Source organism: Agromyces sp. GL_144, from assembly GCF_057834305.1.
This window is the reverse complement of record NZ_CM174399.1, coordinates 3,095,206-3,118,460: the sequence shown is the minus strand read 5'-3', so window position 1 is coordinate 3,118,460 and position 23,255 is coordinate 3,095,206. Positions and strand designations below refer to the sequence as shown.

Here is a 23,255-nt window from a genome sequence, read left to right as displayed (position 1 = left end):
CGAGTGGTTGACTCGGCTCACCTGCGTAATCCTCACATTCCGCAGTATGACCCGACGCGAAGGTTGAACGACGATGAGCAACTGGTTCGGTACCCGACACGATGACTCCGCACAGCGTCCCCGGAGGGAGCGGCGTCGACGAGAAGCCAACCGTGCTCGATCCCTTCGCGCGCTGATCGCCTCGATCGCCGTCGGCGGCCTGCTGGTGGTCGGCCTGCCGACCATGGCCTTCGCCGACGCGACCGACACGCCGACCGACCCTACGGTCAGCGAGTCGACGGATGCCGCGAAGTCGGGTGAATCCGCGAAGTCGAGCGAGGAGTCGACTGAGGAGACGCCGAGCGACGAGCCGACGGACACGCCGTCGGAGACGCCGAGCGACACGCCCAGCGAGGAGCCGTCGGAGCAGCCGTCGGAAGAACCCACCGAGGAACCTTCGGACGAACCGACCGAACAGCCCTCCGACGAGCCGACCGAGGAGCCGACGGACGAACCGAAGGCACCAGAGAAGGCCGCGAGGTCGCTCCTTGCCGTGCCCGATTTCGAGGCGCTGACCGAGGTGCTCCCGCCGGCCACGAACTGGGGCAAAGGCCAGGGCGTTGCGAAGGCTGACACCTCGACGATCACCGTGCGCAAGGGCGGCGACCGCGACGGCGACAGCTCGATCGCCCCGCTCAAGGATGCGATCTTCGACTTCTATCAGAACGTGAACAACGCCCCGGGTGGTGCCGTTGTGAATTCGTGTCAGACCGGAGACGACGGCCGCTGTTGGGTCGACGTCCCAGCCCGCAATCCCTCGGGTACGAACAACGACGGCTATTGGGCGGTCGAACGCACGGCCCCCGACGGCTGGCAGAAGATCGACAACCTGCGCATCGGCTCGTACGGCGGCACTTTCACGACTACGCCGTACCAGTTCCAAGGAGGCGGGACGGGCGACAACCAGAACACGAACACCCCGCCGACCGGAAGCGGCCTCCGCACGTCCAGTGGGCAGTGGATGAACGCCCGAGAGAACCCGGCCGTTCCCCAGCAGTGCGGCATCGACGTCGGCCTGCTCGTCGACCTCTCGGCTTCCATCAATGCCGAGAACAATGCTCAGACGAATCTGCGGACCGCGGCGACCGGATTCATCGACGCGCTCACGGGCACGGCGTCTAGGGTCGCGCTCCGCACGTTCGGCACTGACAGCCCCGCACCGAACACCACCGGCATGAACAACGCGCCGGTCGGACTCACCTCGGTGGTCGATGCAACTGCCGCAGCGCCGGTTCGCAACCGCGCCGCAGGGCTCACGACGAATATCAACCCGACGCAGTACACGAACTGGGATGAGGGGCTCTGGGGCTACAAGGCACTCGCCGACGCCGGGCTCGATATCGTGCTCGTGCTCACCGACGGCGACCCCACGCGATACGGCGCCCCTGCCCAGGGCAACAGCGGCGACACGCGATTCATCGAACTCGAGAACGCGATCGCCTCGGCCAATTACCTGAAGTCCAAGGGTACGCGCATCATCAATGTCGGCATCGGTGCGGGTGCGAGCGGCAACGCCGCATTGAACCTCGCGGCGGTCTCAGGGCCGACTCCCAACTCGGACTTCTTCCAGGTCACGAACTACGCGGCGCTGAACGCGTTCCTGCAGAGCCTCGCGAAGGCGAACTGCGCCGGCACCGTGAGTGTCACGAAGCAGGTGCTGCCCGTCGGCGGTGGAGCCGGCGTGCCGACCCCGGGATGGAACATCACCGCGACAGCGGCGAACCCGATCGTCAAGATCGATGACGGCAGCAGCGATCCTTATACGACCTCGGCGTCGCAGCCCACCGGCCCGACCGGTGTCGCCGGTTTCAAGGTCGACTTCACGGACCTCACGGGCTCGAAAGTGATCACCTTCAGGGAGCAGCAGCAGGACGGGTTCCAATTCGCGCCCTTCCCGAGCGGCGCCTACGCGCAGTGCGCCACGACGAGCGCCCCGGGAACGCCCCTGGCGGTGACCAACCTCCCGAGTGAGACCAACCCCGGCTTCTCGGTCTCCGCGATCAACGGTGAGACGGTCACCTGCACTATCCGCAACCAGGCGCTTGACCAGAGTGCGCAACTGCGGGTGCTCAAGGAATGGAAGTTCGACTCCGACGGTGACGGCACGCTCGAGACCTTCTCGAACGACAACCCGCCGCTGGGACTGAGCGCGACGCTCCAGCTCACGGACAACGCGAGCCTTCCTCCGGGACCGGCCGCTTTCGGCACGCTCTACTCGGGGCTGACGCACAACTCCACGGTGGGGGTCTCCGAGACGATCTCGAACCCCCGTCCGCTCTGTACGGTGACCATGTCCAGCGCCCCGGCGCTCGTCGACGGCAAGATCACGCTCTCGAAGACGAGCTCCGAGGGGGTGAACGAGGTCACCCTGACGAACACGGTCGTCTGCGAGACCAAGCTCACTCTCGAGAAGTCCGTCCTCGGGGGCAACGCTCTCCCGACCGAGTGGACCCTCGACGCCATCGCACCAACGGGGGCCGTTGCCGGCCCCTCGGGTGTCACCGGAACATCGGCGGCGACCGCACCCGTGACTCCTGGCGTCGTCTACCCGCTCGCTGAGGACGCGACGACCGCTGCAGCCGAGAAGTACGTGCAGTCGTTCGATCCCACGCTGCAGTCGCAATGGGGGCCGAATGCGGCCGCAGGTGCGACGGGTTCCTGGTTCTGCGTCATCGCGACGAGTGTCAACGAGCAGGGCGTTCCCACATGGAGCGGCTCGCAGTTCGACGGTCGCAACGGTGGGGTCACTGTGCTCGACGGCCAGTGGGCGAAGTGCACGGCGACCAACCAACCGATGCCCACGCTCGAACTCGTCAAGAAGGTGTCGATCAACGGCGTCCTCACCGACGAAGGCATCAACCAGTGGACGCTGAACGCCGCGTGGACCGCGCCGGCAGTACCGAACGACATCACCCCGTACCCCGGAACCCAGGCTCCGGTCAGCGCAGCGGGACACGTCGTTCCGACCGCGGTGCTTCCCGGCTCCTACGCGCTGAGCGAGTCCGGCGCTGTACCGGGCTACACGAACGGCACCACCTTCTCGTGTGTCGTGAACGGCGGCACGCCGATCACGATCGGCGCGGCCGACAAGCTCCCGCTCGCGGTGAACGACGTCGCGACGTGCACGATCGTGAACGTTCAGACGCAGCCGCAGTTGCGTCTGCTCAAGGACGTCGCCGGCAGCGATGTCTCCGACGCGAACTGGGTCCTCTCAGGTCTTGGAGCGAACGGTTCGCCGACGGTGACGAACCCCGCCGGTGGCGACACCGCATACGTCCAGGTCAATGCCGGCGCGGCATACACGCTGTCCGAGACACCGAAGCCCGACTTCTCTGGAGCGAACGAGTTCACTCCCAGTGCGTGGCAGTGCGTGGTCACGAACGGCATCGGCGCCGCCCCGACCGTGACCGGCACTGGCGCGGGTGCCGCGTCGATCACCGGCCTCACCGCAGGCCAGCAGGTAGCCTGCACGATCACGAACACGCTCAAGCCGATCACGCCTTCGATCACGAAGACCGCGGCGACTCCGACGCCGAACAGCGACGGTTCGTGGACGATCTCGTACGACATCGTCGCGACCAACCCGAGCGCGGTCGGCTCGATCTCGTACATCCTCTCCGACCTGCTCGAGTTCGGCAGCGAAGTCACGGTGAACAGTGCGAACTACCAGCGGCTGACTCCAGAACCCGCGGGTGCCGTGACCCCTTGGACCGCCGCCTTCGACGCGGTACAGGCGTTTGACGATGAGCCGGCACTCCTGCCCGGCGCAACGCACACCTGGCGTGTGACGGTCAACGCGACGGTCGATGAGGACGCCGATTTCGACGGCTCCACAATTGCCGAGTGCACGGCTCCGGAGCCCGATCCGGGTACGGTTGGCTTCCTCAACACGGCGACGATGTATGTCGGGCAGACCTCGTACGAGGCATCCGACTGCGAGCTGCCGGTGAAGCCGACCATCACGAAGCTCGGCGGCACGGCCGTCGACAATGGTGACGGAACGTGGACCCTGCCGTACACGATCACGGTCACCAACCCGTCGGCGACGACCAGTCTGATCTACGACCTCGAGGACGAGCTCGAATACCCGAGCGGTGCGACGGTGCTCTCGGCGAGCGTGTCTGGGCCGGTCGCGACGAACCCTGCCTGGGATGGGGCGGCCGACACGACCGTTGTGTCGGGTGTGACGCTTCCCGGAACGGCGGGTGTCGACCAGCACCTCTATGACGTCTCGGTCGTCGTGCGCGTCGGTTCCGATGCTCCGGCATACGAATGCCCGAGCGAGGTCGGCCTGAACAATACAGCGACGGTTTCCTCGGGTAACCAGAGCGACGATGACACCGGCTGTGTCACGGTCAACCCGCCGACGATCACGCACACCAAGGTGGTCGTGCCCGGCTCGGTCGTGCAGGCGTCCGACGGCACGTGGAGCATCGCGTACGACATCGTGGTCACGAACACCGGCCCCGTCGGCGGCGTCTACGACCTCGCGGACTCGACGCACTTCGGCACCGGCATCACGGGAGGCACGTACTCGGCGACGAAGAACGGCACCCCGATCGACGGCTGGACGAACGGGAGCGACCTCGCGACCGGCGCCTACCTCGCGGCGGGCGACCCCGACCCGACCGACACGTATCGAGTCTCCGTGACCGGCATCTCGGTCGCCGGACCCGAACTCACTCCGGCGCAGTCGGCATGTCAGACCGGCCAGGGAACGGGAGCATTCCTGAACACGGCGACCCTCACGGTCGCGGGTGTGGATGTCGACCAGTCCGCCTGTGACGCGCCGAGCGCCCCGAAGATCGTGAAGTCGGGCGGCACGGTGACCCAGCAGGCCGATTCCACCTGGAACGTGACCTACACGCTCACGGTGTCGAACACGGATCCGGGCGCGAAGCCGTCGTACTACACGCTGACCGACCAGCCGGCCTACCCGGTCGGGGTCGAGTACCTCAGCTACTCGATCGACGGCGGCGCTCCGGTGAGCCCGTACGACGGTTCGGAGTTCACGATCGTGGCGAACCAGGCCATCGCGGCCGGCGAGACCGACGTCTACGTGATCACGCTGAACGTCGACGTGCACGAAGACCTCGTCGATCCGGTGCAGCTCGAGTGCAAGACCGACAACAACCCGGGCGGCGTCGGATTCCTCAACACGGGAATCCTGACGTCCGGTGAGATCGTGCGCACCGACGACGACTGCCCGAACATCGTGCGCGGCGGCGAGCCGAGCGTCGAGAAGGACGACCCGACCGTCACCCAGGACGGCGACGGACTCTGGACGATCGTCTACGACGTCACGGTCACCGGAAACCCCGAGTACATCTCGCGGTACACGCTCTCCGACACGCTCCGCTTCGGGCCCGAGATCGACATCGAGTCGGCCTCCTGGCAGAACGCCGACGACCCGAGCGACAACGGCACGTGGGCCGATCCCTCGGCCGACCCGACGACCGCCATCGTGCCGTCGCTTCGGATCATCGGCATCGACGCGGTCCACACGTACACCGTGACCGTCACGGCGAACGTGGACGCTGCGGCATTCGGCGACCCGACGACCAACACCTGCAGCCCGACCGAAGGTGAGCCGAACGTCGGCTTCCTCAACGAGGTCGCGATGACCAAGGGCAGCGGGAGCACGAGCTACGACACCGGTTGCGGCCTTCCGGCCCAGCCCGAGATCAACAAGACCTTCAACGGTCCGGTCACGGGTGACGCGAGCGGGTGGACGGCGAGCTACACCATCACCGTGCACAACACGAGCGATGACCAGGAGCTGGTCTACGACCTGAACGACACGCCCGACTTCGCGGACGGCGTGACGATCACCGGTCAAGAGGTCACCAGCGCGGATGTCACGGTCAACCCCGCTTGGGACGGCGCAGCCGATACCGAAGTGGTGGAGGACCAGGCACTCGCCGGCGGTGCGACGCACACCTTCACGGTGACGATCACGTTCACGGTCGACGCGGATGCCCCGGCCGAAGGCCTGATCTGCGCCGGTGACGGGGTCGAGGGCCACGGCCTGCTCAACGGTGCGGTCGTCACCTCCGGTGACGAGTACACCGACGAGGACTGCGGTGACGTGCCCGTCACGGTCGAGGTCACGAAGCTCTGGGTGATCAACGGCGGCGACCCGATCGCGTGGGACAGCGACGAGCTGCCCGACGGGTTCGACGCGACGCTGCTGCTCGACGCCGCCGAGTCCGAGTGGGACACGGTCTACGGGCCGTACACGGTCGGTGACTCCGTGACCATCGGCGAGGCGGATGTCACGACGCCCGACGGTCTCGCTTGCGAGGTCGACACCGACGCGACCACGGGTCTCGGTGACGAGGTGCTCGAGGGCGCCGTCAACGAGTTCACCGTCACCAACCACGTCGACTGCATCCAGACGGTGACGCTCACGAAGGTCGTCGACAACCAGCACGGCGGCGACGGTGTCGCGGCCGACTGGACGTTGAGCGGCACGAGCCTCGGCGACGAGGACGACAACTTCAGCGGAGCCGGAACGGCGAGCGGCGAAGTCGGGCTCGACGTCGGCTACACGCTCAACGAGGTCTCGACCAAGTGGGAGAACGGCGTCGAGTACGAGGTCTCCTCGACGTGGACCTGTGAGTCCGACAGCGGCGAGGACGCGTTCACCCTGGTGAGCACGCCCGGTTCGCAGAACGCGACCCTGACGGTGAAGGGGCTCGGCGCGAGCGTCGACTGCGAGATCACGAACACCGACATCGCACCGACGCTCACGCTCAACAAGGTTGTGCTGCCTGAGGAAGTCGCCGAGAATTTCCCGGCCGACCTCTGGCACCTGACCGCCAGCAACGGTGACACAGTGGTGGTCGAGGGAGATGGCACCGCGACCGGCGACGTCGACTCGAACACGGCGTACGGTCTTGAGGAGGTTGCGAGCGACTTCGAGGGCAACGACGAGTTCACGCCGAGCGACTGGACCTGTCTGGTGACGAGCAACGATCCGGCCACCCCGGTGACGCTCGTCGAAGGTGCGGTCACGCTCCTGTCCGGTCAGCATGTCGAGTGTGAGATCACGAACACGGCGAAGCCAGGAACGCTCGACTTCGCGAAGGTGGTCTCGACTCCTTCGGCACAGCAGCCCGACGGCAGCTGGGTGACCGAGTACGAGGTCACGGTGACGAACAAGAGCGTCGTTTCTCCGGTGCAGTACGACCTGTACGACACCTTGGAGAACTTCGGGGCCGGAATCGTCGTCGACACGGCGAGTTGGACCGGACCGCAGAGCGGTTCCTGGCCCGAGAACCCGCTCGACGAGCCGACGCAGCTGCTCGCACTCGATCAGGTCATCGCTCCAGCAACGACTGACACCTATACGGTGACGGTGACGGCGAGCGTCCCGGCGAGCGCCTGGGAAGGCGGGTCGACGCAGTGTGTGTCGGATGAGGAATCCCCTGATCTCCCGATCGCCGGCGGCTTCCGAAACGCTGCAACGGTGGAGTACGGCGAGACGACCATCACCAAGACCGACTGCGACGAGCCCGGCACCTCGACGGCTGAGAAGTACGTCCTGGCTGACCCCGTCTACAACGGAGACGGCACGTTCGACGTCTCGTACGAGATCGCGGTGACCAACGACAGCGACAAGGACCAGTACTACGACCTGAGCGACACCCCGGCCTTCCCGGCCGGCACGACGTTCACGGCCGAGGCTTTCGATCCCGATGGCAACGCGGTCGAAAGCTGGACTGGTGTGGCCGGCGGCGATCCCGATGGCACCGTGCTCGCCGATGGCCGCGCGTTGCCGGCAGCGACGACGGAGTACTGGACCATCACCGCGACGGTCGACGTCACCACCATCACGGACAAAGATGACGCGAAGTGCCTCGAGAACACGAGCGGCCACGGCTTCTACAACGGCGGCGAGTTCACCACCGGCACGATCACCACGCCGATCAGCGACTGCGTCGACATCCCGATCGTCGACGTCGGCATCGAGAAGACGGCCGTCCTTCCCGACGGGGTGACCGCGGTGGACGACACCGAGGACAACACCTTCGACTGGGTGCTCACGGTCACGAACCACGGAAAGGACGTGCAGGACCTCGAGGTGACGGACCTCATCGATCCGTCGCTCGAGATCACCGGCCCGGCCACGTTCGAGGCTCCCGAGAACTGGACGGAGTCGACCGAGGACAACCAGTTCACGGCGACGTACACCGGAACCTTCGTCGAAGGCCAGGTCACGACGATCACGATCCCGGTACGGGTGCTCCCGGCCGAGGTCGAGGCGCCGGCGGCCGTCGGTCCGGACGACCCCGCTCCGGTGCTGCCTCCGTTCCCCGAGAACCAGGTGATCCCGAACACGGCGTGCGTGTCCACGAGCGGCTACGAGCCGCCGCGGCCGACGGCGGAGCGGGTCGCCGCACTGGCACTCGTGGTGCCCGAGGGCAACATCCCGGACATCTTCCCCGACAACGACTGTGCTGACGCAGACGTGCCGGTCAAGAAGGTCGATGCCGGAGTGTACGTGCGATGCGTGGCGGATGTCCCGTGGCTGTACTACGACGTGCGGGCGACCGAGAACGTCGAACCCGGTGACATCACCGTGACGTGGACCTCGGCCGACGGCACGCAGACCAAGGTGCAGACGATCCCGTGGGACGACCGTGAGGGCCGGCTCCTGTGGCCGGGCGCCGCGCTCGGCGAGGATGGCTTGCCGATCGAGTTCCCGGGCTGGCGTCCGATCACCGAGGAGGACCTCACGAACCCGCCGACTCCCGGCACCCGGTTCCTGGACCTCATCCTCGATGACAGCCTGCCCAGCTACGCCTGGCGCGACATGGAGAACCCGGCGAGCGTCGTGTTCTCGGTGAACCCGAGCCAGACCGTGCTCGCGGTGTACCCGCAGGCGCTGCCGACCTGTGCGGTCGACCGTCCGGCCGAGCTCGAGATCGAGAAGACGGCCAGCGTCACCAGCACCAAGGCGGACGGCGACTTCAGCTACTCGCTGCAGGTGACGTCGGTCGGCACGGGTGCGACGGACCCGACCGAGGTGTTCGACGACATCCCGGCCAACCTCCGGGTCGACACGATCACCACCGCACCGGCTCCCGCGTTCCCCCGCTGGGAGAACTGCGAGGTGACCGGCAAGGATGCGAGCGGTTACGGTGGCACGCTGCACTGCGACCTGCTCGGCCAACTCGGGCCGAACTTCACGACGGCGCCGGTCATCGACCTGGCGGTGCACGTGAAGCCGGGCACCACGGTCTCGACGATCGACAACACCGGTGAGGTCTGCTGGCAGACGGTCGACGATCCCGATCCGGTCACGGAGTGCGCTGAGGACACCGTCACGGTGACCCTCCTCGGCGGCACCGCGGTCACCGGGTTCGCGGGCGGCCCGTGGATCTGGGGCGCAGCGGGTCTGCTGCTCCTCGGCGGGATGACCGTGGTCTGGGTCATGGTCCGGCGCCGCCGGGAGAACGCCACCGAATGATCCATGGCGACCCGGTGGTGGGTGAACCCACCGGGTCGCCGTGATCGACACCCGGGAGCGAGGGGGAACGCGACCGGGAACGAAGAAGGGCCGATGCGAATCGCATCGGCCCTTCTTCAGTGCGACGGGGTCGCCGAGGTCATCGTCAGGGCTTGCCCCGCATGATGGCCTGCTTGACCTCGGCGATGGCCTTGGTCACCTCGATGCCGCGCGGGCAGGCATCGGTGCAGTTGAAGGTCGTGCGGCAGCGCCACACGCCCTCCTTGTCGTTCAGGATGTCGAGACGAACGGATGCCGCGTCGTCACGGTCGTCGAAGATGAACCGGTGCGCGTTCACGATGGCCGCGGGGCCGAAGTACTGGCCGTCGGTCCAGAACACGGGGCAGGACGAGGTGCACGCGGCGCAGAGGATGCACTTGGTGGTGTCGTCGAAGATCTCGCGCTTGGCGATCGACTGCACGCGCTCCTTGCCCGCTTCGGGCGTCGAGTTGGCGATGAGGAAGGGCTGCACCTCGCGGTAGCTCGCGAAGAACGGCTCCATGTCGACGATGAGGTCCTTCTCGAGCGGCAGGCCCTTGATGGCCTCCACGTAGATGGGCTTCGAGATGTCGAGGTCCTTGATGAGGGTCTTGCACGCGAGCCGGTTGCGGCCGTTGATGCGCATCGCGTCGGACCCGCAGATGCCGTGCGCGCAGGAGCGACGGAACGTGAGCGAGCCGTCCTGCTCCCACTTGATCTTGTGCAGGGCGTCGAGCACGCGGTCGGTCGCGTACATCTCGACGTCGAAGTCCTGCCAGCGCGGCTCGGTGTCGACATCGGGGTCGAAGCGGCGGATCAGGAACGTCACGGTGAACGACTGGATGGCGGCCTCAGCGGCGGGCGGCTGCTCGAGCGTGGTGGTGCTCACGATCAGTACTTCCTCTCCATCGGCTGGTAGCGGGTGATGGTCACGGGTTTCCAGTCGAGCCGGATGTGGTCGGCGGCATCTGACGAGTGCGCGTCGCCCGAGAGGTAGGCCATCGTGTGCTGCATGAAGTTCTCGTCGTCGCGCTTCGGGAAGTCGTCGCGCATGTGGCCGCCGCGACTCTCTTGACGGTTGCGTGCGGAGTAGACGACGACCTCGGCGAGGTCGAGCAGGAAGCCGAGCTCGACGGCCTCGAGCAGGTCGGTGTTGAACCGCTTGCCCTTGTCTTGCACGGCGATGTTCTTGTAGCGCTCGCGGAGGCCGGCGATGACGTTGGTGACATGCGCGAGGGACTCGTCGGTGCGGAACACCTGGGCGTTCTTGTCCATTTCGTCCTGCAGCTCCTTGCGGATCGCCGCGATGCGCTCGGTGCCGTCGGAATCGCGCAGCGACTGCAGCATGTCGCGGATCGCCGCGGCCGGGTCCTCGGGCAGCGGCGTGAAGTCGACGCCCGAGTTCACGTACTCGACCGCGTTGCGCCCGGCGCGCTTGCCGAAGACGTTGATGTCGAGCAGCGAGTTGGTGCCGAGACGGTTGGAGCCGTGCACGGAGACGCAGGCGCACTCGCCGGCGGCGTAGAGGCCGGGCACGACGGTGTCGTTGTCGCGCAGCACCTCGGCGGCGACGTTGGTGGGGATGCCGCCCATGGCGTAGTGCGCGGTCGGCATCACGGGGACGGGCTCGTACACCGGGTCGACGCCCAGGTACGTGCGCGCGAACTCCGTGATGTCGGGGAGCTTGGTCTCGAGCACCTCGGCACCGAGGTGGGTGCAGTCGAGCAGCACGTAGTCCTTGTGGGGGCCCGCACCGCGGCCCTCGGCGACCTCCTGCACCATGCAGCGCGCGACGATGTCGCGGGGTGCGAGGTCTTTGATCGTGGGGGCGTAGCGCTCCATGAAGCGCTCGCCGCTCGCGTTGCGGAGGATGGCTCCCTCGCCGCGGGCGCCCTCGGTGAGGAGGATGCCGAGGCCGGCGAGGCCGGTCGGGTGGAACTGGAAGAACTCCATGTCTTCGAGCGGCAGGCCCTTGCGCCAGATGATGCCGACGCCGTCGCCCGTGAGGGTGTGCGCGTTGGAGGTGGTCTTGTAGATCTTGCCGAAGCCGCCGGTGGCGAAGATGATCGCCTTGGCCTGGAAGACGTGCAGCTCGCCCGTCGCGAGTTCGTACGCGACGACGCCAGAGGGCTGCTCGACGCCGTCGACCTCGGTCATGATGACGTCGAGGGCGTAGTACTCGTTGTAGAACTCGATGCCGAGCCTGACGCAGTTCTGGAACAGCGTCTGCAGGATCATGTGACCCGTGCGGTCGGCCGCGTAGCAGGCCCGGCGCACGGGCGCCTTGCCGTGGTCGCGCGTGTGCCCGCCGAAGCGGCGCTGGTCGATCTTGCCCTCTGGCGTGCGGTTGAACGGCAGGCCCATGTTCTCGAGGTCGATGACCGCGTCGATCGCCTCTTTCGCGAGGATCTCGGCCGCGTCCTGGTCGACGAGGTAGTCGCCGCCCTTGACCGTGTCGAAGGTGTGCCACTCCCAGCTGTCTTCTTCGACGTTCGCGAGCGCGGCGGCCATGCCGCCCTGCGCCGCGCCCGTGTGGGAGCGCGTCGGGTAGAGCTTGGAGATGACGGCCGTCTTCGCACCGGGCCCGGCCTCGATCGCGGCCCGCATGCCGGCGCCTCCGGCGCCGACGATGACGATGTCGTACTGGTGGTAGTGGACGCCGTCGACGACCTTCGTCTCGACGTGTGCGCTCTGGTCGGTCACGGTTCTCCTAGACAGCGGGGCAGAACGAGGGGAGCAGGTCTGCGGGGGAGCCGGCGGGGCACGGGTCGAAGGTGAAGACCACGAGCGTGCCGAGCACGATGAGTACGGCCGCGGAGGCGAAGAGCGCGCCCTTCAGCACCTTCTGCGTCGTGCCGGGATTGGTGTAGTCGTTCACGATCGTGCGCATGCCGTTGGCGCCGTGGATCAGCGCGAGCCACAGCATCGTGACGTCCCACCACTGCCAGAACGGGTCGGCCCACTTGCCGCCGACGAACCCGAAGTCGATGGCCTTGACGCCCTCGCCGACCAGGAGGTTGACGAAGAGGTGGCCGAAGATGAGCACGAGCAGCACGACGCCGCTGGCTCGCATGTAGATCCAGCCCCATTTTTCGAGGTTCACGCCGCGCTTGCGCGCGGGTGCCTTGCTGCGAGGCGCTTCGATGACGGACATGCCTGCGCTCCTTAGTGGCTGAAGACGTTGATGAGGTGGCGGGGAGTGAAGCCGAGCATCGTGATGACCCAGAGGGCGATGACGATGTAGAACAGCAGCTTCTGGTGGCGCGTGGCCCAGGCCCAGAGGTCGACCAGGATGATGCGCAGGCCGTTGAACGCGTGGAACACGATCGCGCCGACCAGGGCGACCTCGCCGAGGCCCATGATGGGCGTCTGGTACGTGCCGATGACGGCGTTGTACGCCTCGGGGCTCACCCGTACGAGCGCGGTGTCGAGGATGTGCACCAAGAGGAAGAAGAAGATGGCGACGCCCGTGATGCGGTGCAATACCCACGACCACATTCCCTCGCGGCCGCGGTACAGCGTGCCACCAGGCTTCTGCTTCGCCGGCTTCGCGGGTGCGGTCAGGGTTCCTGCCGGATTCTCTGGCATGAACAACCCTCCCTGGCTGCTGAAGGCCCTCGATTCAGGGCGCGAACGGGCCGAACGACCCGATGCGATTGTAGTCCCGGGGTTGTCGCGCCGCCGCTAAGGGCTGCCTAACTCTCTCGATGTCGAGATATCTCCGTCGATTCGAACGAGCCGAGCGGATGCCTCGTGCCGCGGTTTCCGCACCGATGACGGGGCACCCGGCTATCCTCGGACTCATGTCTGCGCACTCCGTCCCGTTCGACGGGTTCTACAGCGTCATCCCGGCCGGCGGCGTCGGCTCCCGCCTCTGGCCGCTCTCCCGCGCCGACGCCCCGAAGTTCCTGCACGATCTGACCGGTTCCGGCCAGACGCTGCTGAAGGACACGTGGGATCGCCTCGCCCCGTTGTCGGGCGAGCAGCGCATCATGGTCGTCACCGGCCGTGCGCATCGCGCGGCGGTCGAGGCGCAGCTGCCCGAGCTCAGCGACGTGAACGTCGTGCTCGAGTCCGAGCCCCGCGACTCGACGGCCGCCATCGGCCTCGCCGCGGCCATCCTCGAGCTGCGCGAGCCGGGCGTGATCATCGGCTCGTTCGCCGCCGACCACGTGATCTCCGGCGACGCGCTGTTCCGCTCGGCCGTGGCCGACGCCGTCACGGCGGCGCGCGCGGGGTACATCGCGACCATCGGCATCACGCCCACCGAGCCGGCGGTCGGCTTCGGCTACATCGAATGCGGCTCGCAGCTCGAGATCCCGGGCGCGGGCAAGGTCGAACTCGTCGCGAACTTCGTCGAGAAGCCAGACCTCGACACCGCGCGGCGCTACGTCGACGGCGGTGCCCACCTCTGGAACGCGGGCATGTTCATCGCCAAGGCGTCGACGCTGCTCGAGGAGCTGGCTCGCACGAAGCCCGAGCTGCACGCGGGGCTCGTCGAGCTCGCTGCGGCGTGGGACGACCCCGGCACGCGCGGCCCCGCGGTCGACCGCATCTGGCCGAAGCTCGAGAAGATCGCGATCGACTACTCGGTCGCCGAGCCGGCGGCCGATGCCGGGCGCCTCGCCGTCGTGCGCGGCCACTTCCAGTGGGACGACGTCGGCGACTTCGCCTCGCTCGCCAAGCTCAACTCCTCTGGCCGCTCCGGTGAGCTGGCGATCCTCGGCGAGCACGCGCGCGTGCTCGCCGACGCATCCAGCGGCATCGTCATCAGCCGCTCGAAGCGCGTCATCAGCCTCATCGGCGTGCAGGACATCGTGGTGGTCGACACGCCAGACGCCCTGCTCGTGACCACGAGCGAGCACGCGCAGCGCGTGAAGGCGGTCGTCGACGCGCTCCGCCTCGGCGGCTCGGGCGACGTGCTCTGACGCGTCGCACTTCGAGAGCACGACCGGTACCAGACTTCGACGGTTCGACACGGGAGGAACGGATGTCGCGCAGGGTGATGTCTCGCAAGGCAACGTCGCGCAGGGCGATGGGGTTCGGCATCGCGCTCGTCGCGGCATCCGTCGTGCTCATGGGGTGCCAGGCGGCGCCGGAGGGCGACGCCGACAATGCAGACGACGCGGGCTGCGTGCGCATGGTCACCAACTCGGGCGGCCTCGAGGACCGCTCGTTCAACCAGTCGAGCTGGGAGGGCCTGCAGCAGGCCGAAGACGAGCTCGGCGTCGAGGCCGAGGCGATCGTCTCGACCGGTGAGACCGACCTCGCGCCCAACGTCGAGCAGGCCGTGCAGTCCGGATGCGGGCTCATCGTGACGGTCGGATGGGAGCTCGCCGACCCGACGCTCGAGCAGGCCGGGGCGAACCCCGACATCGCCTTCGCGATCGTCGACGAGACCGTCGACGCGCCGAACGTCAAGCCCGTCGTGTTCGACACGGCGCAGGCCTCCTACCTCGCCGGCTACCTCGCCGCGGGCGTGACGAAGACGGGCGTGGTGGCGACGTTCGGCGGCGGCAACCAGCCGCCAGTGACGCTGTTCATGGACGGCTTCGTCGACGGCGTCGCGAAGTACAACGAGGTGCACGGCACGGCCGTGCAGGCGCTCGGCTGGAACAAGTCCGCGCAGGACGGCGCGTTCACGGGCGACTTCGAAGACGTCAACAAGGGCAAGACGCTCACCGCCGGGTTCATCGACCAGGGCGCCGACGTGATCCTCCCGGTCGCCGGGCAGGTCGGCGAGGGCGCCGCCGCCGCGGCGCTCGAGCACGACGGCGTCTCGATCGTCTGGGTCGACAGCGACGGCTACGAGACCCTGCCCGCGCAGTACCGCCCGGTGATCCTCACGAGCGTGCTGAAGAACACGCAGGACGCGATGGTGCAGATCGTCGGCGACGTGCAGAGCGGCGCGTTCACGAACGAGCCCTACGTCGGCACGCTCGAGAACGCCGGCGTCGAGATCGCGCCGTACCACGACCTCGAGTCGCTCGTCACGCCCGAACTCGACGGCGAGATCGAGGGCCTGCGCCAGGCGATCATCGCGGGCGAGATCGTCGTGGAGTCGCCGAGCAGGCCCTGAGGCTGCCGTTCGAGTCGCCGAGCGCTCGCTGCGGCCGCCGGTCGAGTTGGCGAGCGCTCCCTGCGGCCGCCGGTCGAGCAACGAGCGCCGGCGAGCGTATCGAGACCCTGCCGACGGCGGGTCTCGATACGGCTGCTCCTGCGTCGCGGCCTACTCGACCGCCGGAGCGCCCTGCTCATATGAGCAGAATGTCGCGTCTTCATAACCATTGGATGTCGCGCCCGCAAACCACGATGGCGGCGCGCGCAACATTCGGTAACGTGTCCGCACGGCCCCTGCTCACGGTTCGGGGCGCACGATTTGGAGGACACAGTGAAGGTCACGACCAAGAAGGCCGGTCTCGCCGGTCTCGCGATGTTCGGTGCAGCCGCGCTGCTCGCCGGTTGCGCATCGGCCCCCGACGACTCGGGTGACGGCGGCACCGATACCGCCAGCGACTTCCTGCCCTGCATGGTGTCCGACGCGGGTGGATTCGACGACAAGTCCTTCAACCAGCTCGGCTACGAGGGCATCATGAAGGCCGGCGACGAGCTCGGCGTGACGCCGAAGACCGTCGAGTCGAAGGACGAGACCGAGTACGCCCCCAACCTGACGAGCCTCGTCGACCAGGGCTGCAACCTCATCGTGACCGTCGGCTTCGCCCTCTCGGCCGCGACGGTCGAGTCGGCCATCGCCAACCCCGACGTCGAGTACGTCATCATCGACGACGCGGCCGACAACGACTTCGACGGCAACGTCGACGCCGAGAACATCAAGCCGATCCTCTTCGACACCGCGCAGGCGGCCTTCCTCGCGGGCTACGCGGCGGCCGACTTCACCACCACGAACGTCGTCGGCACCTTCGGCGGCATGAACTTCCCGACCGTCTCGATCTTCATGGACGGCTTCAAGCAGGGCGTCGACTACTACGCCTCCGAGAACGGAAAAGACGTCAAGGTCGTCGGCTGGGACGGCACCGACGGTTCGTTCACCGGCGGCTTCGAGGCCAACGACCAGGCGCGCCAGACCGCGCAGGCCCTGATCGACCAGAACATCGACGTGCTGCTGCCCGTCGGCGGCCCGATCTACCAGTCGGGTGCCGCGGCGATCCGCGACTCCGGGCGTGACATCGCGCTCATCGGCGTGGACGCCGACGTGTTCGTGACCGACCCGAGCGTCGGCGACCTGCTGCTCACGTCCATCCTCAAGGGCATCGACGTCGGCACGTACGAGGCCGTGCTCGCTGCGGGCAACGGCGAGTTCGACCCGACCCCCTTCATCGGCACGCTCGAGAACGAGGGCGTCGGCCTGGCCTCGTTCCACGACTTCGAGTCGAAGATCTCCGACACGCTCCCCGACGCGCTCGATGCCCTCAAGGCCTCGATCATCTCGGGTGACGTCGTCGTGAAGTCCTACCTCTCGGAGTAGATCCCGGAGAACAGATCGGGGAGGTCGGTGCCGCCGACCTCCCCGATCTGCGTTCAGGCCGACGGGCTGAGGCGCCACGTCGGCGCACCGCGCGCAACATCTGAGCGCATCTGCGGCATCCGCCTCAACATCGGTGCAGGATCTGCTGCAGATGCTGCCTTCTCTTCTAGGATCGGGGACATGAAGCTCGAACTTCGCGGAATCACGAAGCGGTTCGGCAGCCTGGTCGCGAACGACCACATCGACCTCACCGTGGAGGCCGGCGAGATCCATTGCCTGCTCGGTGAGAACGGTGCAGGCAAGTCGACGCTGATGAACGTGCTCTACGGCCTGTACCAGGCCGACGACGGCGAGATCCTCCTCGACGACCAGGTGCAGCACTACTCCGGCCCCGGCGACGCCATGGCGGCCGGCATCGGCATGGTGCACCAGCACTTCATGCTCATCCCCGTCTTCACGGTCGCCGAGAACGTCATGCTCGGCCACGAGTCCACCAAGGGCGGCGGATTCCTCGACCTGAACGCCGCGCGCGCCCGCGTGCGCGAGATCTCCGCGCGATTCGGGTTCGACGTCGACCCCGACGCGCTGGTCGAGAACCTGCCCGTCGGCGTGCAGCAGCGCGTCGAGATCATCAAGGCGCTCTCGCGCGACGCGAAGGTGCTCGTGTTCGACGAGCCCACCGCCGTGCTCACGCCCCAAGAGACCGACGAGCTCATGCAGATCATGCGACAGCTGAAAGAGGCCGGCACCTCGATCGTGTTCATCACGCACAAGCTGCGCGAGGTGCGCGAGGTCGCCGACCGCATCACGGTGATCCGGCTGGGCAAGGTCGTCGGCGAGGCCGCCCCCACCGCCTCGAACACCGAGCTCGCCTCGCTCATGGTCGGCCGCGCCGTCGAGCTGACGGTGCACAAGAACCCGCCCGAGCTCGGCGACGCGGCCCTCGTGGTCGAGGGGCTCACGGTCATCGACCACATCGGCCAGCTCGTCGTCAACGACGTGAGCTTCGAGGTGCGCAAGGGCGAGATCCTCGCGATCGCCGGCGTCCAGGGCAACGGGCAGACCGAGCTCACCGAGGCGCTCGTGGGCCTTGCGCTGCGCGTCCGCGGCTCGGTGGTGCTCGACGGCGTCGAGCTCATGGGCCAGAGCGTGCAGAAGATCCTCTCCGCCGGCGTCGGCTTCGTGCCCGAAGACCGCAACGAAGACGGCCTCGTCGGCGAGTTCACGATCGCCGAGAACCTCATGCTCGACCGCACCGACGGCCCGCCCTTCGTCAAGGCCGCCAACATCCAGCGCGCGGCGCTCGCCGACTTCGCCCGCGAGAAGGTGAAGGAGTTCGACGTCCGCACGCAGGGCATCGACGAGAAGGTCGGCCGCCTGTCCGGTGGCAACGCGCAGAAGGTCGTGCTCGCGCGCGAGCTCAGCCGCGACCTGCGACTGCTCGTGGCCGCGCAGCCCACGCGCGGCGTCGACGTCGGCTCCATCGAGTTCATCCACAAGCGCATCGTCGAGACCCGCGACGCCGGCGTTCCCGTCGTCGTCGTGTCCACCGAACTCGACGAGGTCGCCGCGCTCGCCGACCGCATCATGGTGATGTACCGCGGCAAGGTCGTCGGCATCGTGCCCGGCGACACCCCGCGCGACGTGCTCGGCCTCATGATGGCCGGCGAACCCGCAGAAGGAGCCGCAGCATGAGCGACCCCCAGAACCCGAACGGGTCGTCCGAGCCCGTCGAGCCGGCCGCCGCCCCCGCCGGAGAGCCCCCCGTGACCGAGGCGCCCGAATCGGCGCCCGCGGCCGCGGCGCCGACCAGGCCCGCGGATGCCGCGGTGCCGCCGCCCTCGCGCTGGCACACCATGTGGCAGCAGATCGTGACGGGCAACGCCCTCATCTCGGTGCTCTCCGTCGTGCTCGCGCTCATCGTCGGCGCGATCATGATCGCCTTCACCGACGAGAACGTGCAGAAGGCCAGCGGGTACTTCTTCGCCCGCCCCGGCGACACCATCGTCGCCGTCTGGGACTCGGTCTCGGGTGCCTACGTCGCGCTGTTCCAGGGGTCGGTCTACAACTTCCGCCGCGATTCGTTCGCCGACGGCATCAAGCCGCTGACCGACACGCTCACCTTCGCGACTCCGCTCATCGCCGGCGGTCTCGGCGTGGGCCTCGCGTTCCGCGTCGGCATGTTCAACATCGGCGGTCGCGGACAGATGCTCATCGCGGCATCCGTCGCCGGCTGGATCGCCTTCGGGTTCGACCTGCCGTTCGGGCTGCACATGTTCGTCGCCCTCATCGGCGGCCTGCTCGGCGGCGCCCTCTGGGGCGGCCTGGCCGGCCTCCTGAAGGCCCGTACGGGCGCGCACGAGGTCATCGTCACCATCATGCTCAACTACGTCGCGTTCTACCTCGTGTCGTGGATGCTTCGCACGCCCGGCCTCCTGCAGGCGCCCGGGTCGTCGAACCCGAAGACGCCGCCCATGAAGGACACCGCGATCTTCTTCGACCTGCTGGGGCCGCGGTACAACCTGCACTTCGGCTTCGTGCTCGCGGTCGCGGCCACGGTGCTCGTCTGGTGGATCCTCAGCCGCTCGAGCCTCGGCTTCCGCTTCCGCGCCGTCGGCGAGAACCCCAACGCGGCTCGGGTCGCCGGCATCAACGTGCCGTCGATGTACGTCTACGCGATGCTCATCTCGGGTGCGCTGCTCGGTCTCGCGGGCGTCAGCCAGGTGCTCGGCACGGTGACCACCGGCTTCACCGCCGGCATCGACGCCGGCGTGGGCTTCGACGCCATCACGGTGGCCCTGCTCGGCCGCTCGACCCCGTGGGGCATCTTCCTCGCCGGCATCCTCTTCGGTGCGTTCAAGGCCGGCGGGTACTCGATGCAGGCCGCCGAGGGCGTCCCGATCGACATCGTGCTCGTCGTGCAGTCGCTCATCGTGCTCTTCATCGCGGCGCCGCCGCTCGTGCGCACGATCTTCCGCCTGCCCGACCCCGCGAAGGGGCCGAAGCGACCCCGCCCGATCGTCACGAAGGAGGTGCAGGCCAAGTGAGCACCGCAACCGAGTCCGCGGCCCCGACGCCGCAGGTCGTCGAGCTCGACACGACCGTCGTCACGAGCTGGAAGGCGCCCATCGCCTTCGCCGTCTTCACCATCGTCACGCTCGCGCTCGCGGTGTTCGCGCCGCGGCACGGCGACACGACGTACCGCCTGAACGCCTCCGAGAAAGACGCGATCCTCGTGCCCGACCTCGTCGTGCCGGCGATGCCGGCGCTGTGGACGGTGGTCGTGCTGCTCGCCCTGATCACGGCCTACTCGGCGTGGCTCGTGCGCTCGAAGAGGCGCGTGCCGCTCTGGCTCATCGTCGTGTACGCCGTGGTCTTCCTGTTCGGGTTCCTCACCTGGGCGGGCGCCGGCGCAACGCTGCCGATGATCGGCCTGCTGTTCGGCTCGTTGAGCCTCGCCGTGCCGCTCATCTTCGGATCGCTCGCCGGCGTCATCGGCGAACGCGTCGGCGTCATCAACATCGCGATCGAGGGCCAGCTGCTCGCCGGCGCGTTCACATCGGCGGTCGTGGCCTCCGTCGTCGCGTCCACGACCGGCTCGATCTGGGTCGGGCTCTTCTCGGGCGTCGTCGGCGCCATGGTGGCTGGCCTGCTCGTCGGCATGGTGCTCGCCGCGTTCTCGATCAAGTACTTCGTCGACCAGGTCATCGTCGGCGTCGTGCTGAACGTGCTCGTCACCGGGCTCACGAGCTTCTTCTTCTCGCAGGTGCTCGCCCCGAACGCGGCGGTGCTGAACTCGCCGCCGCGGTTCCCGCGCATGCCGATCCCGCTGCTGAGCGACATCCCGATCATCGGACCGGTCTTCTTCCGCCAGACGATCATCGTGTACATCATGTACATCGCGGTCGCGGCCGTGTACATCGGGCTCTTCCACACGCGCTGGGGCCTGCGGGTCCGCGCCGTCGGCGAGCACCCGCAGGCGGCCGACACGGTCGGCATCAACGTGAACCGCACGCGCTTCTGGAACGTGGCGTTGGCCGGTGCCATCGCGGGCCTCGGCGGCACCTTCTTCACCATCGGCTCCGGCATCGCCTTCAACAAAGAGATGACGGCGGGAGCGGGCTTCATCGCCCTGGCCGCCGTGATCTTCGGCCAGTGGGACCCGATCAAGGCGACGCTCGCCGCACTGCTCTTCGGCTTCGCGTCCAACCTGCAGAACACGCTCTCGGTCATCGGCTCGCCGGTGCCGAGCGAGTTCATGCTCATGCTGCCCTACGTCGTGACGATCATCGCGGTGGCCGGCCTCGTGGGCAAGGTCCGAGGGCCTGCCGCGGCGGGCAAACCGTACATCAAGGCCTGACCGGATGCCTCGGGGTCGAGCCCGCGACATCCGCCGCCCATCTCGAACGAGAGAAACACCATGACCGCAACGGATGCGATCGACTGGGCCGACCTGCGCGAGCGCGCACGGGAGGCCATGGCCAAGGCCTACGTGCCGTACTCGGAGTTCCCGGTCGGCGCGGCCGCCGTCGTCGACGACGGCCGCATCGTGAGCGGATGCAACGTCGAGAACGCCTCCTACGGCGTCACCCTCTGCGCCGAGTGCTCCCTCGTGTCGGCGCTCGCGATGTCGGGCGGCGGCAAGCTCGTCGCCTTCACCTGCGTCGACGGGCACGGCAACGTGCTCATGCCCTGCGGCCGGTGCCGGCAGCTGCTCTTCGAGCACTCCGCCGAGGGCATGGTGCTCGAGACGGTCTCGGGGTTCAAGACGATCGACGAGGTGCTGCCCGACGCCTTCGGCCCGCGCCAGCTCGCCGAGTACCGGGGGGCCGACGCATGAGCGCCGTCGAGGCCTTCGACGCGGTCGACCTGATCCGCGCCAAGCGCGACGGGCACGAGCTCGAGACGGCCGAGATCGACTGGCTGATCGACGCCTACACGCGCGGCTATGTCGCCGACGAGCAGATGTCGGCCATGACCATGGCGATCTTCCTCAACGGCATGGCCCGCCGCGAGATCCGCGACCTCACCATGGCGATGATCGCCTCGGGCGAGCGCATGGACTTCAGCGGGCTCGGCAAGCCGACCACCGACAAGCACTCCACCGGCGGCGTCGGCGACAAGATCACGCTGCCGCTCATGCCGCTCGTCGCCTCGTTCGGGGTGGCGGTGCCGCAGCTCTCGGGGCGTGGGCTCGGGCACACCGGCGGGACGCTCGACAAGCTCGAGTCGATTCCCGGCTGGCGCGCCGACCTCACGAACGACGAGATGTTCGCGCAGCTGCGCGACATGGGCGGCGTCATCTGCGCCGCCGGCAGCGGCCTCGCGCCCGCCGACAAGAAGCTCTACGCGCTGCGCGACATCACCGGCACGGTCGAGGCGATCCCGCTCATCGCCTCGTCGATCATGTCGAAGAAGATCGCCGAGGGCACGGGCGCGCTCGTGCTCGACGTGAAGTTCGGCTCCGGCGCTTTTCTGCAAGACATCGAGCGCTCGCGCGAACTCGCCCGCACCATGGTCGAACTCGGTGAAGACGCCGGGGTCGCGACATCCGCCCTCATCACCAACATGAACGTGCCGCTCGGCCTCACCATCGGCAACGCCAACGAGGTGCGCGAGTCGATCGAGGTGCTCGCCGGCGGCGGGCCGGCCGACGTGCGCGAGCTCACCATCGCGCTCGCCCGCGAGATGCTCGAACTCGCCGGCGTGCACGACCCCGACGTCGAGGCGGCGCTCGACGACGGCCGGGCCATGGACAGCTGGCGGGCGTTCGTCGTCGCGCAGGACGGCGACCCCGACGCCCCGATGCCCGTCGCCCGCGAGACGCACACCGTGCTCGCCGAGCGCGACGGCGTGCTCGTCGAGCAGCAGGCGCTGCCCTTCGGCATCGCCGCGTGGCGCCTCGGCGCCGGTCGCGCGCGCAAGGAGGATCCCGTGCACCACGCCGCCGGCATCGACCTGCACGCCAAGCCCGGCGACGCCGTGCGAAAGGGCGAGCCGTTGTTCACGCTGCTCGCCGACGAGCCCGCCCGCTTCGCGCGGGCGCTCGACGCGGTCGAGGGCGCCTACCGCATCGGCGAGGCGGGCGACCCGGTGCTCGACGGCGGCCCCCTCATCGCCGACCGCATCGGTCGCTGACCCTCGCACCGCCTTTCCACTTCAGAATTCAGGAACGCCCGTCACGGCTCTCCCGCGAATCCGCGGAGGAGCCGTGGGGCGTCCGTGCATAACCCCCAC

The 23,255-nt window shown here is 68.0% G+C and carries 13 protein-coding genes; 9 read left to right on the top strand and 4 right to left on the bottom strand.

Going from position 1 to position 23,255, the window contains the following annotated elements; genetic code table 11:
* Window positions 1-73 precede the first annotated feature (73 nt).
* Window positions 74-9,514 carry a hypothetical protein gene (locus tag AC3IPY_RS14220; RefSeq protein ID WP_489184928.1) on the top strand — a complete coding sequence of 3,147 codons (9,441 nt, stop codon included), beginning with the start codon at window positions 74-76 and terminating at the stop codon, window positions 9,512-9,514.
* A gap of 145 nt (window positions 9,515-9,659) precedes the next feature.
* On the opposite strand, the gene AC3IPY_RS14215 is transcribed toward AC3IPY_RS14220, so the two are convergent.
* The 4 genes from AC3IPY_RS14215 to sdhC are packed head-to-tail and all read right to left on the bottom strand — an operon-like array spanning window position 9,660 to window position 13,120.
* Window positions 9,660-10,421 carry a succinate dehydrogenase iron-sulfur subunit gene (locus AC3IPY_RS14215; RefSeq protein WP_434069169.1) on the bottom strand — a complete coding sequence of 254 codons (762 nt, stop codon included), beginning with the start codon at window positions 10,419-10,421 and terminating at the stop codon, window positions 9,660-9,662.
* 2 nt (window positions 10,422-10,423) lie between these two features.
* A complete protein-coding gene (gene sdhA / locus AC3IPY_RS14210; protein ID WP_489184927.1) occupies window positions 10,424-12,235 on the bottom strand; it encodes a succinate dehydrogenase flavoprotein subunit in 1,812 nt (603 codons plus the stop codon).
* Window positions 12,236-12,242: 7 nt separating this feature from the next.
* On the bottom strand, window positions 12,243-12,686 hold the full coding sequence (locus tag AC3IPY_RS14205; RefSeq protein ID WP_489184926.1) for a succinate dehydrogenase hydrophobic membrane anchor subunit: 444 nt from the start codon (window positions 12,684-12,686) through the stop codon (window positions 12,243-12,245).
* 11 nt (window positions 12,687-12,697) lie between these two features.
* A complete protein-coding gene (gene sdhC / locus AC3IPY_RS14200) occupies window positions 12,698-13,120 on the bottom strand; it encodes a succinate dehydrogenase, cytochrome b556 subunit (protein WP_489184925.1) in 423 nt (140 codons plus the stop codon).
* Window positions 13,121-13,335: 215 nt separating this feature from the next.
* Here sdhC and AC3IPY_RS14195 point away from each other — a divergent pair, with 215 nt between their 5' ends.
* The 8 genes from AC3IPY_RS14195 to AC3IPY_RS14160 all read left to right on the top strand — a co-directional run bounded on the left by AC3IPY_RS14195 (window position 13,336) and on the right by AC3IPY_RS14160 (window position 23,156).
* Window positions 13,336-14,460: a mannose-1-phosphate guanylyltransferase gene (locus AC3IPY_RS14195; protein WP_489184924.1), complete on the top strand. Its 1,125-nt coding sequence runs from the start codon at window positions 13,336-13,338 to the stop codon at window positions 14,458-14,460.
* A 77-nt stretch (window positions 14,461-14,537) separates the two neighbouring features.
* Window positions 14,538-15,611 carry a BMP family lipoprotein gene (locus AC3IPY_RS14190; RefSeq protein ID WP_489184923.1) on the top strand — a complete coding sequence of 358 codons (1,074 nt, stop codon included), beginning with the start codon at window positions 14,538-14,540 and terminating at the stop codon, window positions 15,609-15,611.
* 312 nt (window positions 15,612-15,923) lie between these two features.
* Window positions 15,924-17,018, top strand: a complete 1,095-nt coding sequence (locus AC3IPY_RS14185) for a BMP family lipoprotein (RefSeq protein WP_489184922.1) — start codon at window positions 15,924-15,926, stop codon at window positions 17,016-17,018.
* 180 nt (window positions 17,019-17,198) lie between these two features.
* Complete coding sequence (locus AC3IPY_RS14180) at window positions 17,199-18,713, top strand: ABC transporter ATP-binding protein (RefSeq protein ID WP_489184921.1); 1,515 nt, start codon at window positions 17,199-17,201, stop codon at window positions 18,711-18,713.
* On the top strand, window positions 18,710-20,065 hold the full coding sequence (locus AC3IPY_RS14175; protein WP_489184920.1) for an ABC transporter permease: 1,356 nt from the start codon (window positions 18,710-18,712) through the stop codon (window positions 20,063-20,065). The genes AC3IPY_RS14180 and AC3IPY_RS14175 overlap by 4 nt, the downstream gene beginning before the upstream one ends.
* Complete coding sequence (locus AC3IPY_RS14170) at window positions 20,062-21,378, top strand: ABC transporter permease (protein ID WP_489184919.1); 1,317 nt, start codon at window positions 20,062-20,064, stop codon at window positions 21,376-21,378. Before AC3IPY_RS14175 ends, AC3IPY_RS14170 begins: the two co-directional genes overlap by 4 nt.
* Window positions 21,379-21,438: 60 nt before the next feature.
* Window positions 21,439-21,858, top strand: a complete 420-nt coding sequence (locus tag AC3IPY_RS14165) for a cytidine deaminase (protein WP_489184918.1) — start codon at window positions 21,439-21,441, stop codon at window positions 21,856-21,858.
* Complete coding sequence (locus tag AC3IPY_RS14160; protein WP_489184917.1) at window positions 21,855-23,156, top strand: thymidine phosphorylase; 1,302 nt, start codon at window positions 21,855-21,857, stop codon at window positions 23,154-23,156. The genes AC3IPY_RS14165 and AC3IPY_RS14160 overlap by 4 nt, the downstream gene beginning before the upstream one ends.
* Window positions 23,157-23,255: the final 99 nt, after the last annotated feature.